Origin of the sequence: Arthrobacter sp. Soil763, from assembly GCF_001428365.1 — a bacterium.
Lineage (GTDB): Bacteria > Actinomycetota > Actinomycetes > Actinomycetales > Micrococcaceae > Arthrobacter.
The window spans coordinates 337,526-350,639 of record NZ_LMSH01000003.1; the positions used below are offsets into that span (position 1 = coordinate 337,526).

The following is a 13,114-nucleotide window of genomic DNA, read 5'->3' on the forward strand; positions in this document are numbered from 1 at the left end:
CGCCGGGACGTGGGAGACTAGGAGAACGAAAATTGCGGCGTGTCGCGGCCGGGTGTGCCACCGGCTGCGTCCGTCCGCGGAACGGCCTATGCGAATAGTCCGCCCGCGCCGCCCCCAGAATTGCCAAGAGTAAGGACCCTGCGTGTCTCCCATGGCCCGCACCGCCCCGGTGCCTGCCGCAACAGATCCGGACCTCATCCGGAACTTCTGCATCATTGCGCATATTGACCACGGCAAGTCCACGCTGGCCGACCGGATGCTTCAGTACACCGGCGTCGTCCAGTCCCGCGACATGAAGGCCCAGTACCTGGACCGGATGGACATTGAGCGTGAACGCGGCATCACCATCAAGTCCCAGGCCGTGCGCATGCCCTGGGAGCTGGACGGCACCAGCTACGCACTGAACATGATCGATACGCCGGGCCACGTCGACTTCACCTACGAGGTTTCCCGGTCCCTGGCCGCCTGTGAAGGGGCCGTGCTGCTGGTGGACGCCGCGCAGGGCATCGAGGCGCAGACCCTGGCGAACCTGTACCTGGCGATGGAAAACAACCTCACCATCATCCCGGTGCTGAACAAGATCGACCTGCCGGCCGCCCAGCCCGAGAAGTACGCCGAGGAACTGGCGAACCTGATCGGCGGCGATCCCGAGGAAGTGCTGCGCGTTTCGGGCAAGACCGGCGCCGGCGTCGAACTCCTGCTGGACAAGATCGTCCGTGACCTTCCGGCCCCGGTCGGCAACCCGGACGCCCCGGCCCGCGCCATGATCTTCGACTCGGTGTACGACACCTACCGCGGCGTCGTCACGTACGTCCGCGTGGTCGACGGCATGCTCCACCCGCGCGAACGCATCCAGATGATGTCCACCCGCGCCACCCACGAACTCCTCGAGATCGGCGTGAGCGCGCCGGAACCCACCCCCTCGAAGGGCCTGGGCGTCGGCGAGGTCGGCTACCTGATCACCGGTGTGAAGGACGTGCGCCAGTCCAAGGTCGGCGACACCGTCACCAACCTGGCCAAGCCCGCTGCCGAGTCGCTGCCCGGTTACGCCGACGCCAAGCCGATGGTCTTCTCCGGCCTGTATCCGCTGGACGGCACCGACTACCCGGTGCTGCGCGACGCGCTCGAGAAGCTCATGCTCAACGACGCCGCGCTGGTCTACGAACCGGAAACCTCCGCCGCGCTGGGCTTCGGCTTCCGCGTCGGCTTCCTGGGCCTGCTGCACCTGGAAATCACCCGGGAACGGCTCGAACGCGAGTACAAGCTGGACCTGATTTCCACCGCCCCGAACGTCGAATACGAAGTGACGCTCGAGGACAAGAAGGTCGTCCACGTCACCAACCCGAGCGAATACCCCACGGGGAAGGTCGCCGAGGTCCGCGAGCCGATGGTCTCGGCCACGATCCTGGCGCCCAACGAGTTCGTCGGCGCCATCATGGAGCTCTGCCAGAGCCGCCGCGGCGTCATGGGCGGCATGGACTACCTCTCCGAGGACCGGGTCGAGATCCGCTACCGCCTGCCGCTGGCCGAGATCGTCTTCGACTTCTTCGACATCCTCAAGTCCCGGACCCGCGGCTACGGTTCGCTGGACTGGAAGGCCGACGGCGACCAGGTCGCGGACCTGGTCAAGGTCGACATCATGCTCCAGGGCGAGCAGGTCGACGCGTTCAGCGCCATCACGCACCGCGACAAGGCCTACGCCTACGGTGTCATGATGACCGGCAAGCTGCGCGAACTCATCCCGCGCCAGCAGTTCGAGGTGCCGATCCAGGCCGCCATCGGCTCCCGCATCATTGCCCGTGAGAGCATCCGCGCCATCCGCAAGGACGTCCTCGCCAAGTGCTACGGCGGTGACATCACCCGAAAGCGCAAACTGCTCGAGAAGCAGAAGGAAGGCAAGAAGCGCATGAAGATGGTGGGCCGGGTCGAGGTGCCGCAGGAGGCGTTCATCGCCGCCCTGACCACCGAAGAGTCCAAGGACAAGGCCAAGAAGTAGCCATGCCAAGCGCACTACCCCTCGGCGACCCGGCGCCGTCGGACGGGCTGCTGCCCGCCCAGGCGCTGGAGGGCGCCGCTGAACGGGCCTTCGGGCTCTACGTCCACATCCCGTTCTGCGCCGTGCGCTGCGGCTACTGCGACTTCAACACCTACACCGCCACCGAACTGGGCGGCGGCGCCTCGCAGGATGCCTACGCGGGCACCGCCGTCGCTGAGGTGGAGTTCGCCGGTAAGGCGCTCCGGGCCTCGGGACTGCCCGAGCGCCGCCTGTCCACGGTGTTTTTCGGCGGCGGCACGCCTACGCTGCTGCCGGCCGCTGACCTGGCCCGGATCCTGGGCGCCGCCATCGAGACCTGGGGGCTGGAGCCGGGCGCCGAGGTCACCACGGAAGCGAACCCGGACTCGGTCACGCCGGAATCCCTGCAGCTGCTCGCCGACGCCGGCTTCACCCGGGTCTCGTTCGGCATGCAGTCGGCCGTGCCGCACGTCCTCAAAGTCCTGGACCGCACCCACACCCCCAGCCGGGTACCGCAGGCCGTCCAGTGGGCGCGCGATGCCGGGCTGGCTGTCAGCCTGGACCTGATCTACGGCACCCCGGGCGAGTCGCTGGCGGACTGGCGGCATTCGCTGGAGAAGGCGCTGTCCTACGGCCCGGACCACATCAGCGCCTACGCGCTGATCGTCGAGGAGGGCACCAAGCTCGCCACCCAGATCCGCCGCGGCGAGGTTCCGGGGATCGACGACGACGATCACGCCGTCAAATATGAACTGGCCGACGAACTGATCTCCGCCGCCGGGCTGGGCTGGTACGAAGTCAGCAACTGGGCCCGGACCCCGGAGCAGGCCTGCCGCCACAACCTGGCGTACTGGCGCGGCGACGACTGGTGGGGGATCGGCCCGGGCGCGCACTCCCACGTGGGCGGCGTCCGCTGGTGGAACGTCAAGCACCCGTCAGCCTACGCGGGCCGGATCTCCGCCGGAGCCTCGCCCGCGGCCGGCCGGGAAACCCTGGACAGTGACACCCGCGAGGTGGAACGCGTCATGCTCGAAGCCCGGTTGGTGACCGGACTGGAGATCGCCGGCCTCGGCGGCCTGGGGGACACCGGCCGGCACGCCGTCGCCGGGCTGATCGCCGACGGGCTGGTGGAGCCGCAGCAGGCCTTCAAGGGCCGGCTGGTGCTCACGCTCAAGGGCCGGCTGCTCGCGGACGCCGTGGTGCGCCGGATCCTGCCGGACTAGTCAGCGGCGTGGTGCGGGCCGGCGCGGCGCGCGGACGCTCCGGCCCGGCAGGGCCTGAAGTGTACGTTCGCGCTATTTGATCCAGCGCAGGTTGTACTCGTACCGGTGCGGCTGGCCCCGGTTGACGTGGATCCCGGCGGCCACGGAGAAGCAGGCCAGGGCGATCCAGATGACCGTGGCCAGGACGGCGAAAATGTTCCCCACCACCGGTACGAAGACCAGCAGGTTGGCCACGACCGCGGCGATCGTCGGCGGCAGCGTGAAGTTCAGGGCTTCCTTGGACTCCTGGGCGGTGAAGGGGCCGCGGTCCTTGAAGATCAAATAGATCAGCAGCGCGGGGATGCACCCAAGGATCCCGCCGAAGTGCGCCAGGGTGGCCCACTGGCGGTCTTCGCTGGCCGTCAGCGGCAGTGCGTTCGCCGGCACGCCATGGTACTGGGGCCGGTCAGGGCCTGCGTGGTGGTCCGGGTGTTCGCGTGCGTCTTCTGCCACGTTGAGTCCTTTGGATTGCGGTGGAGCGATGGTGCCTGTACGAGCCACGGCCGCAGCAAAGGGCTGCAGCCGCCGTACCAAGAATACTTGCTCCCGCCGCGGTTCGACGCACGCGGCGGCGGTCAGGGCACCGTGAGGAAGTCGATGACCTCTTCCACCCGGCCCAGCAGCGAGGGCTCAAGGTCCGCGTAAGTGCGCACCGCGCCGAGCAGCTTCTGCCACCCCAGGCCGATGTCCTCCTTGGTGCTGTGCGGCCAGCCGAAAGCGGTCAGGATGCCGGTCTTCCAGTCCACCCCGCGCGGAATCACCGGCCACTGCTCGATGCCCAGCACCGCGGGCCGGATCGCCTGCCAGACATCCACGTACGGGTGGCCGACGATCAGCACGTTGCCTGCCGCGCCGGGGGAGGCCATGACCGCGTCGGCGATCCGCGATTCCTTGGAATCGGGGACCAAGTGGTCCACCAGCACACCCAGGCGCCGGCCGGGTCCGGGCCGGAAGTCGCGGACGGCTCCGGCAAGGTCGTCAATGCCGTGCAGCGGTTCGACGACGATGCCCTCCACCCGCAGGTCATCGCCCCAGACCTTTTCGACGAGTTCGGCGTCGTGCTTGCCCTCCACCCAGATCCGGCTGGCCTTGGCAACCTGCGCGCGCTGGCCCTCGACCCGCACCGACCCGGACGCGGTGCGCCCGGCGGCAGCGGCGGCCGGTGCGGCCCGCGGTGCAGGCGGCATCAGCCGGATCGGCCGGCCCTCCAGCAGGAAGCCGAAACCCAGGCGGAACGAGCGGGTTTTTCCCCGCCGGTCCTCGAGTGCCACCACGTGCATGCCGCCGGACTTTTCCACCCGTGTGACGGCGCCGACCCAGCCGGACTGCACATCTTCGAGCACCATGCCCCGTTCCACCGGCACCTCGGGCAGCTGGGCCTTGGCCGGTGCGGAGAGCTCCTGCGGGCCCCAGTTCTGGTATGACATCTGCTACACACTGCTTTGCGCTCGGGAACTACGGGAAACGGCGCGCGGGCCGCGGTGTGCCCGCCAATCAGGGGCCCCGCAGTTCACGCCCGCAGCGAATCCAATGCTAACAACGGCGCGACTCATATTAGACTGGTTAGCACTTGGGCATGTCGAGTGCTAACCGCCGGTCGCCGGCGGAGCGATACGCGTCGAATTGGAGGTGGAGCGTGAGCGAGCCACGCAAACTCGAAGTCCTGCGCGCCATCGTGGAGGACTACGTCCATTCCCGTGAGCCGGTCGGATCCAAAGCGCTCGTGGAGCGGCACCACCTCGGTGTCTCCAGCGCTACGATCCGCAACGACATGGCCGCGCTGGAGGACGAAGGACTGATCACCGCCCCGCACACCAGCGCCGGACGGATTCCCACGGACAAGGGCTACCGCCTGTTCGTGGACCGGATCTCGGCCGTCAAGCCGCTGTCCCCGGCCGAGCGCCGCGCCATCCAAGCGCTGCTCGAAGGGTCGGACGACCTCGACGACGTGCTGGACCGGACCGTGCGCCTGCTCTCGCAGCTGACCAACCAGGTCGCCGTCGTGCAGTACCCGCTCCTGGGCCGGGCCCGCGTCCGGCACATCGAATTCGTCCTGCTCGCCCCGCGCAAGGTGCTCGCCGTCCTGATCGCAGACACCGGCAAGGTCGAGCAGCGCGTGATCGACGTCGGCCAGGACTTCGGGGACGAGGACCTGGCCGGGCTCCGCACCCAGTTCCTCGCCCGGCTCTCCGGGACTCCGCTGGGGCTGTTGCCTCAGTCGCTGCCGGCCGTCGTCGACGGCTGCCCGCCGGAACGCCGCGGCGCCGCCCAGGCGCTGGCCCGCGGGCTGGAATCGCTGGCGCTGAGCAGCCGGGAAGAGCGGATGGTCATGGCCGGGACCGCGAACCTGGCCCGCTCCAACGTGGACTTCCCGCTGAGCATCGGCCCGGTCCTGGAAGCCCTGGAGGAGCAGGTGGTGATGCTCCGCCTGCTGAGCGACATGGCCCAGGACCCCCGCGGCGTCACCGTGAGCATCGGCCGGGAAAACCCTTACGACAGCCTGGCCGAGGCCTCCGTGGTCGCAACCGGGTACGGCCCGGATGCCACCGCCAAGGTCGGCGTCCTCGGCCCCACCCGGATGGATTACCCCACCACCATGGCCGCCGTCCGCGCGGTGGCCCGCTACCTGTCGCGGATCCTCGGACCCTGACCGGCCGGCCCCGGCGCCCCTGACCTTTACCGCTTCTTTGCCCGTTACCGGCAGTACAACCAGGAAGAGATACACACTTTGAGCAGCCACTACGACGTTCTTGGAGTCTCCCGTGAAGCAACGGGCGAAGAGATCAAGAAGGCCTACCGCAAGCTGGCCCGCACCCTGCACCCGGACGTCAACCCCGGCGAGGACGTCGCGGAGCGCTTCAAGGCCGTCACGCACGCCTACGAAGTGCTCTCCGACCCGCAGAAGCGCCGGGTCTACGACACCACCGGCAACGAGAACGGCACGGACAACGGCTTCGGCGGCTACGCCGGCCAGGGTTTCGCGTTCCAGGACATCTTCGAGACCTTCTTCGGCGGCGGCGCCGGCCAGGGCGGCCCGGCATCGCGGGTGCGGCGCGGCCAGGACGCCCTGATCAGCGTCCGAATCGAACTAAAAGACGCCGTCTTCGGCGTCAACAAGAAGATCGAGGTTGACACCGCGGTCACCTGCCCCACCTGTGAGGGCTCCTGCTGCCGCGAAGGCAGCCACCCGGAGCGCTGCGACATCTGCGGCGGCAGCGGCCAGGTCCAGCGGGCCGTCCGGTCCATCCTCGGACAGGTCATGACCACCGCGCCCTGCGGCAGCTGCGAAGGCTTCGGCACCGTCATCAAGGACCCCTGCAACGAGTGCGCCGGGCAGGGCCGCATCCGCAGCCGCCGCTCGCTCACCGTGAAGGTCCCCGCCGGCGTCGCCACTGGCACCCGCATCCAGCTTTCGGGCCAGGGCGAGGCGGGACCGGCCGGCGGTCCCTCCGGCGACCTCTATGTCGAGATCCGGGTCAACAACGACCCGACCTACGTGCGCGAAGGCGACGACCTGCACGCGAGCCTGAACATCCCGATGACCGCCGCCGCGCTGGGCACCGAGGTCACCCTGGAGACCTTCGACGGCCAGCAGGAGATCGACGTCAAGGCCGGAACGCAGTCCGGTGAGGTCATCACGCTGCGCGGCCTGGGTGTCACCCACCTGCGCGGCTACGGCCGCGGGGACCTCAAGGTCCACCTGCAGGTGGAAACCCCCGCCAAGCTCGACGCTGCCCAGGAGGACCTGCTCCGCCAGCTCGCCAAACTCCGCGGCGAGCAGTTCACCGAAGGCAAGCTCGCTGCCAGCGGCGGTGTCTTCGCGAAGCTGCGGGACCGGCTCGGTAACCTGTAGCGGTGAGCAACCCGGTCTTCTTCACCCCGGCAGGCGCCCTCGACGGGCAGGCCCCCGGCACGACGTTCGTCCTCGACGGCGCTGAGGCCCGCCACGCGGTGACCGTCAAGCGCCTCGGCGTGGGGGAGTCCGTTGACCTCGCCGACGGCGCGGGCACCCGGCTGACCGGCACGGTCACCGACGTCGCCGGGCAGGAACTGACGGTCGAGTGCCGGGAGGTCAGCACGGAGGTCCGGCCCGACATCCGCCTAGTCCTGGTCCAGGCGCTTGCCAAGGGGGACCGCGACGAACTCGCCGCGGAGACCGCCACGGAGCTGGGAATCGACGCCGTCGTTCCCTGGCAGGCCGAGCGCTCCATCGTCCGCTGGAAGCCCGAGCGGGCCGCGAAAGCCCATGCCAAGTGGCAGTCGGTGGTCACGGCGGCTGCCAAGCAGGCGCGCCGGGCCTGGATCCCCGAGGTCCGCCCCGCGGTCGACGGCGCCGGGCTGCAGGCAGCCGTCGCCGCCGCGGACCTGGCCATCATCCTGCACGAGGACGCGGTTCGGCCGCTGCGCCAGGTACTTGAAGGGTGGGCCCACGGCAGCGGAGCGGCCGGCGGCCGCGAAGTGCTCCTGATCGTCGGCCCCGAGGGCGGGATCAGCCCCCGCGAGGTCACCCGGCTCTGCGGCGCGGGTGCGGTGACGGCCCTGCTCGGCCACCACGTACTGCGGTCCTCGACGGCCGGGCCGGCGGCGACGGTGCTCGCCAGTGACATCCTCGGGCGCTGGTAGGTCTTCCGACCGGGAGGCCGCCCGGACTGCTTGACCGGGCCTATTTGACTGGGCCTATTTGACTGGGCCTATTTGACGGTAAAGCCGCGGGTGTCGACGTTCAGGTCCTTGACCTTGCCGGCGGGATCGACCTGCGACACCCGCACCTCATAGCTGCCGGGACCCAGGTTGACGCCCAGGTTGAACATCCCGGCCTGGTCCGCCTCGCTGGCGGCCGTGATCGTCCCGTTCAGGTAGGGGGCTTTGGCGGATCCGTCGGTACGCAGCAGCTCCCAGCGGAGCTTGCCCCCGGGCACCGTGCTCCGGCCGGAGATCTTGACGGCGCCGTCGGCCAGTTCGGCGCCCTCCTGCGGATCGATAATCCATACCGGGGCCACCATTCCGACGCTGCGGGAGGTCGGCGAGCCGAGCCGGACCCGGTTAAAGGCCACGTAGTCGGTATGCCCGTCGACCAGGACGACGACCTGGATCTGCTGCCCGGTGTCCGTCAGGCCTGCACTGGCGCCGGCCGCCGTGGCGGTGTACACGAGCTGCTGGATGGCGCGTTCGGCCATGTCGGCGTCGAGGTTGCTGTTGAAGGCGTCGGCGGAGACATCCACCGTGATGACATTCTTGCCGGAAATCGACGTGGCCAGCATTTTCGGGTTCTGCCACGGGGTGAAGAAGTCCGGGTCGAGCGGTTTCTGGGACATCATCACCCGCAGTGCGCGGGTGATCGGATTGTCGTCCTCGGAAACGTCCCGGAACTCCCGGTACAGGAAGACGTTCTCGTTGCTGCGCCCGATCCAGTAGACCGGGGCCTTGTTGGAGGCCTGGGTGGACTCCAGCGGTGCGCTGGTGGTGGCGACGCCCGCCGTCGGGCCCGGAACGGTGCGCGAGGGCGTGTTTGAATTCGTGATCCCGGGCTGCGGGGTGGCCACGCAGCCGGAGAGGGCCAGGGCCGCGGGCAGCACCAGCAGCAGCAGGCTGCGGCGCGTGCGCCGGCTTGCTGCTGTGAGGTTTTGTCCACGCTGGCTGATGGTGCGGTCCCTTCGCTGTGCGGTCCTGGGCGGCTCCCGCGGAACGGGGCCCGGCGCCGGCGGCTTCCCCGGCAGGACCGAATCCAGCATCCCACAGCGCCAGCAGGCCCCGGCCGGGATTCGGCGCCTCCCGGCGAACTGCAACGGGAACGATATGAGGACGATATGAAGTTGATACCAAACGGGCCGCCGCCGGCGCGGGCTCTGTTGTCACGGGCTCCGTTGTCGCAGGGCTGCGGGTGCGCTGGCGTAAGATGGAAGAAGCCGCAAACTACCCGGCGCGGCGGGAAAATTTCGAACTGGAGGGGACCAGAGGCCCGCGGGCCACCACTATGACTGAAGCAGCCAACGGCAAGGCCCGGAACAGCGCGGGCGAGCGCACCGCAGGGGAATTCCCCCACTCCCTCCCAGGCCTGCGGACGGAAGTGGTCCTGTTCGACGACTCCGACCAGATGGTGCAGTCCCTGGGCAGCCACGATGAGGCACTGCGCTTCATCGAAACCCAGTTCCCCGGCGTCGACTTCCATGTCCGCGGGAATGAACTCTCCATCAGCGGCCCGGCCGCCGAGGTGCCCCGGATCATGCGGCTGCTCACCGAGGTGCGCGGCCTGGTGGCGCGCGGCACCGTCATCACCCCCGCCGTGCTGCAGCAGCTCGTCTCGCTGCTGCGCAGCCAGTCGCTGCAGAACCCGGTCGAGGTCCTGACCCACAACATCCTCTCCAGCCGCGGGAAGACCATCCGGCCGAAGACCCTGAACCAGAAGAACTACGTCGACGCGATTGACGCGAACACGGTCATTTTCGGCATCGGGCCGGCCGGTACCGGCAAGACATACCTGGCCATGGCGAAGGCCGTGCAGGCGCTGCAGCAAAAGGAAGTGAACCGGATCATCCTGACCCGGCCCGCCGTCGAGGCGGGGGAGCGGCTGGGGTTCCTGCCCGGCACGCTCAGCGACAAGATCGACCCGTACCTGCGGCCGCTCTACGACGCGCTGCACGACATGATGGACCCCGAATCGATCCCGCGGCTGATGGCCGCCGGCACCATCGAGGTGGCGCCGCTGGCCTACATGCGAGGCCGGACGCTCAACGATGCGTTCATCATCCTCGATGAAGCCCAGAACACCACCCCGGAGCAGATGAAGATGTTCCTCACCCGCCTGGGCTTCGGCTCCAAGATGGTGGTCACCGGTGACATCACCCAGGTCGACCTGCCGTTCGGCACCCGTTCGGGGCTGCGGATCGTCGAGGACATCCTGCACGGCATCGAGGACGTCAACTTCTCGGTCCTGGACGCTTCCGACGTCGTCCGCCACCGCCTCGTCGGGGACATCGTCAACGCCTACAGCATCTGGGACGAGGCACAAAGGAACCGGGTCAAGCACTCCGCCGCCCGCGAGAACCGGGGAGAACGCGCATGAGCATCGAGGTCAACAACGAATCCGGCGTCACGGTCGACGAAGCGGAACTGGTGGCGCTGGCCCGGTACGTCTTCGAACGGCTTTTCATCCACCCGCAGGCGGAACTGTCCATCCTGCTCGTTGACGAGCCCGCGATGGAGAAGCTGCACATCGAACTGATGGATGAGCCCGGCTCCACCGACGTGCTCTCCGTGCCTATGGACGAACTGACTCCCGGCACGCCGGACAAGCCGACCCCGCAGGGGATGCTCGGCGACATCGCGATCTGCCCGCAGGTGGCGGAAGTGCAGGCGAAGAACGCCGGCCACTCCACCCAGGACGAGATGCTGCTGCTGACCACGCACGGCATCCTGCATCTGCTGGGCTTCGACCACGCGGAACCGGAGGAGAAGGAGGAGATGTTCGGGCTGCAGCGCGAACTGCTCTCCGGCTTCACCGGTAAGGCCGCGCCGGCAGAGACGATTCAGTGACCCCACTGATCCTGGCCGGCATGGCGCTGGTCTTCCTCAGTTTTGCCGCCGTGCTGACCGCGGCGGAAGCGGCCTTCAACTACCTGTCACGGCACGACGCCGAGGAAGCGGTGCTGCACAGCCGCGGCGCCGCGCTCAAACGGATCCTCGCCCAGCCGGTCGCCCACATGAGGGCGCTGCGGTTCTGGCGGATCTGGTTCGAGATGGCCTCCGCGGTGGCCGTGACCGTGCTGCTGCACAGCCTGCTGGACAACGTCTGGCTCGCCGGGCTGGCCGCCACCGGCATCATGGCACTGCTGGGCTTCGTCATTGTCGGTGTCTCGCCGCGGCAGCTCGGCCGGGTGCACTCCGCAGGCATGGTGCGTTTCTCCGCGCCGCTGATCCGCTGGCTGTGCTGGGTGCTCGGCCCGATTCCCGGCTGGCTGGTCACTCTCGGCAGCGCCGTCGCACCGGGCGCGCCGGCGGACAACGAGGCCTTCTTCAGCGAGGAGGAGTTCCGCGAACTCGTCGAGCGCGCCAGCGAATCCGACGTGATCGAGGACAACGAGGCCGAACTGATCCAGTCCGTCTTCGACTTCGGCGACACCCTGGTCCGCTCCGTCATGGTGCCCCGCACCGACATCCTGAGCATCGATTCTGGCTCCAGCCTGCACCGGGCGATGTCGCTGTTCCTCCGCTCCGGCTACTCGCGCATCCCGGTGATCGGCGAAAACACGGACCAGATCCTCGGCATCGTCTACCTCAAGGACGTCGCGGCGGTGGTGCACAACCTGGCCCCCGGCGAGGAGCCGCCCGTCGTCGACGACCTCGCCCGCGAGGTGCGCTACGTCCCCGATTCCAAGCCGGTGAGCGAACTGCTGCGCGAGCTGCAGAAGGAATCCACGCACGTGGCGATCGTCATCGACGAGTACGGCGGCACCGCCGGACTCGTCACCCTTGAGGACCTGATCGAGGAAATCGTCGGCGAGATCGTGGACGAATACGACACCGAAGCCGCCGAAGCGGTGGAGCTGGGCGGCGGCAGCTACCGGGTCAGCGCCCGGATGAGCATCGACGACCTCGGCGAGCTGTTCGACCTCGAGCTCGGCGACGATGAGGTCGACACCGTCGGCGGCCTGCTCGCCAAGGCGCTCGGACGGGTCCCGATCGTCGGAAGCACCGTCACCGTCGACGGCGTCACCCTCCGCGCCGACCGGCTCGAGGGCCGCCGGAACCGCGTCAGCCACATCATTGCGGCGGCCGTTCCAAAGGAAGAAACTGACCTTGAAGACCTCCTCGACGAGGCCGAACCAACGCACCAGGGAGTTCCACGTGAGCAAGCAGAATAAGTCCGACGGCGAAGCGCCCCACGGCGGTTACCGCGCCGGATTCGCGGTGTTGGTGGGCCGGCCGAACGCCGGGAAGTCGACGCTGACGAACGCGCTCGTGGGCCAGAAGGTCGCCATCACGTCGGCCAAGCCGCAGACCACCCGGCACACCATCCGCGGCATCGTGCACCGCCCGGACGCGCAGCTGGTGCTCGTCGACACCCCCGGGCTGCACCGGCCGCGGACCCTGCTGGGCAAGCGGCTGAACGAGCTGGTGGCGGACACGCTGGCGGAGGTCGACGCGATCGGGTTCTGCCTGCCGGCCAACGAGAAGATCGGCCCGGGCGACAAGTTCATCGCCGCGCAGCTGGCCGGACTCGGCAACAAGCCGGTGGTCGCCGTCGTGACGAAGGCCGACACCGTGGACCGCCAGGGGCTGACCGAACAGCTGCTGGCCGTCGCCGCACTGGGCCGCGAGGTGCTGGGCGAAGACGGCTTCAAGGACATCGTCCCGGTCTCCGCCACGGACGGGTTCCAGGTGGACACCGTCGCCGACGTGCTGGTCCGCCACATGCCGCCGTCGCCGCCGCTGTACCCGGACGGACACCTGACCGACGAACCCGAGGCGGTGATGATCGCCGAGCTGATCCGCGAGGCAGCCCTCGAAGGCGTCCGCGACGAGCTTCCGCACTCACTCGCCGTCGTCGTCGACGAGATCGTCCCCCGCGAGGACCGGCCCGAGGACCGGCCGTTCCTGGACGTCCGCGTCAACCTGTACGTCGAACGGCCCTCGCAGAAGGCCATCATCATCGGCAAGGGCGGCGCCCGGCTCCGCGAGGTGGGCACCACGGCACGGAAGGCGATCGAGGCGCTCCTTGGGGCACGCATCTACCTGGACCTGCACGTCAAGGTCGCCAAGGACTGGCAGCGTGACCCGAAGCAGCTGGTCAAGCTCGGCTTCTAGGCCGCCGGTCCCGGGCGGACCCGCCCGGGGGTTC

The 13,114-nt window shown here is 68.8% G+C and carries 12 protein-coding genes; 9 read left to right on the top strand and 3 right to left on the bottom strand.

The genetic code is table 11. The annotated features are described in order from the left end of the window. Positions 1-142 precede the first annotated feature (142 nt). Together lepA and hemW are read left to right on the top strand one after the other, a co-directional pair. Complete coding sequence (gene lepA, locus ASG71_RS11290) at positions 143-1,996, top strand: translation elongation factor 4 (RefSeq protein ID WP_200947981.1); 1,854 nt, start codon at positions 143-145, stop codon at positions 1,994-1,996. A gap of 2 nt (positions 1,997-1,998) precedes the next feature. After that, the gene (hemW, locus tag ASG71_RS11295; protein ID WP_056739242.1) at positions 1,999-3,237 is read left to right on the top strand and encodes a radical SAM family heme chaperone HemW; all 1,239 of its coding nucleotides are present in this window, start codon (positions 1,999-2,001) and stop codon (positions 3,235-3,237) included. 72 nt (positions 3,238-3,309) lie between these two features. Here hemW and ASG71_RS11300 read toward each other — a convergent pair whose 3' ends face one another. Both ASG71_RS11300 and ASG71_RS11305 read right to left on the bottom strand, forming a co-directional pair. After that, positions 3,310-3,729, bottom strand: a complete 420-nt coding sequence (locus ASG71_RS11300) for a DUF4870 domain-containing protein (RefSeq protein WP_056739244.1) — start codon at positions 3,727-3,729, stop codon at positions 3,310-3,312. Between the two features lie 122 nt (positions 3,730-3,851). Continuing rightward, positions 3,852-4,703: a DUF3097 domain-containing protein gene (locus tag ASG71_RS11305; protein WP_056739246.1), complete on the bottom strand. Its 852-nt coding sequence runs from the start codon at positions 4,701-4,703 to the stop codon at positions 3,852-3,854. A gap of 209 nt (positions 4,704-4,912) precedes the next feature. Between ASG71_RS11305 and hrcA the strand changes: the two genes are divergently transcribed. From hrcA to ASG71_RS11320, 3 genes are all read left to right on the top strand, one after another. Further along, positions 4,913-5,926, top strand: a complete 1,014-nt coding sequence (gene hrcA / locus ASG71_RS11310; RefSeq protein WP_056739248.1) for a heat-inducible transcriptional repressor HrcA — start codon at positions 4,913-4,915, stop codon at positions 5,924-5,926. A 78-nt stretch (positions 5,927-6,004) separates the two neighbouring features. Next, positions 6,005-7,129 (top strand): molecular chaperone DnaJ, encoded by a 1,125-nt coding sequence (gene dnaJ, locus ASG71_RS11315; RefSeq protein WP_056739250.1) that lies wholly within the window; start codon positions 6,005-6,007, stop codon positions 7,127-7,129. A 2-nt stretch (positions 7,130-7,131) separates the two neighbouring features. Further along, positions 7,132-7,899, top strand: a complete 768-nt coding sequence (locus tag ASG71_RS11320) for a 16S rRNA (uracil(1498)-N(3))-methyltransferase (protein WP_056739251.1) — start codon at positions 7,132-7,134, stop codon at positions 7,897-7,899. Between the two features lie 68 nt (positions 7,900-7,967). On the opposite strand, the gene ASG71_RS11325 is transcribed toward ASG71_RS11320, so the two are convergent. Beyond that, positions 7,968-9,008: a GerMN domain-containing protein gene (locus tag ASG71_RS11325; protein ID WP_082575071.1), complete on the bottom strand. Its 1,041-nt coding sequence runs from the start codon at positions 9,006-9,008 to the stop codon at positions 7,968-7,970. Positions 9,009-9,250: 242 nt separating this feature from the next. Here ASG71_RS11325 and ASG71_RS11330 point away from each other — a divergent pair, with 242 nt between their 5' ends. From ASG71_RS11330 to era, 4 genes are read left to right on the top strand one after another with little or no spacing between them, the layout of a single operon-like run. Then, entirely contained in the window at positions 9,251-10,339 is a 1,089-nt protein-coding gene (locus tag ASG71_RS11330) for a PhoH family protein (protein WP_056739253.1), read from the top strand. Next, positions 10,336-10,809, top strand: a complete 474-nt coding sequence (ybeY, locus tag ASG71_RS11335) for an rRNA maturation RNase YbeY (protein WP_056739255.1) — start codon at positions 10,336-10,338, stop codon at positions 10,807-10,809. The genes ASG71_RS11330 and ybeY overlap by 4 nt, the downstream gene beginning before the upstream one ends. Next, positions 10,806-12,137 carry a hemolysin family protein gene (locus ASG71_RS11340; RefSeq protein WP_056739257.1) on the top strand — a complete coding sequence of 444 codons (1,332 nt, stop codon included), beginning with the start codon at positions 10,806-10,808 and terminating at the stop codon, positions 12,135-12,137. Before ybeY ends, ASG71_RS11340 begins: the two co-directional genes overlap by 4 nt. Beyond that, positions 12,121-13,080 (top strand): GTPase Era, encoded by a 960-nt coding sequence (gene era, locus ASG71_RS11345; RefSeq protein ID WP_056739259.1) that lies wholly within the window; start codon positions 12,121-12,123, stop codon positions 13,078-13,080. The genes ASG71_RS11340 and era overlap by 17 nt, the downstream gene beginning before the upstream one ends. The last annotated feature ends 34 nt before the right edge of the window (positions 13,081-13,114 follow it).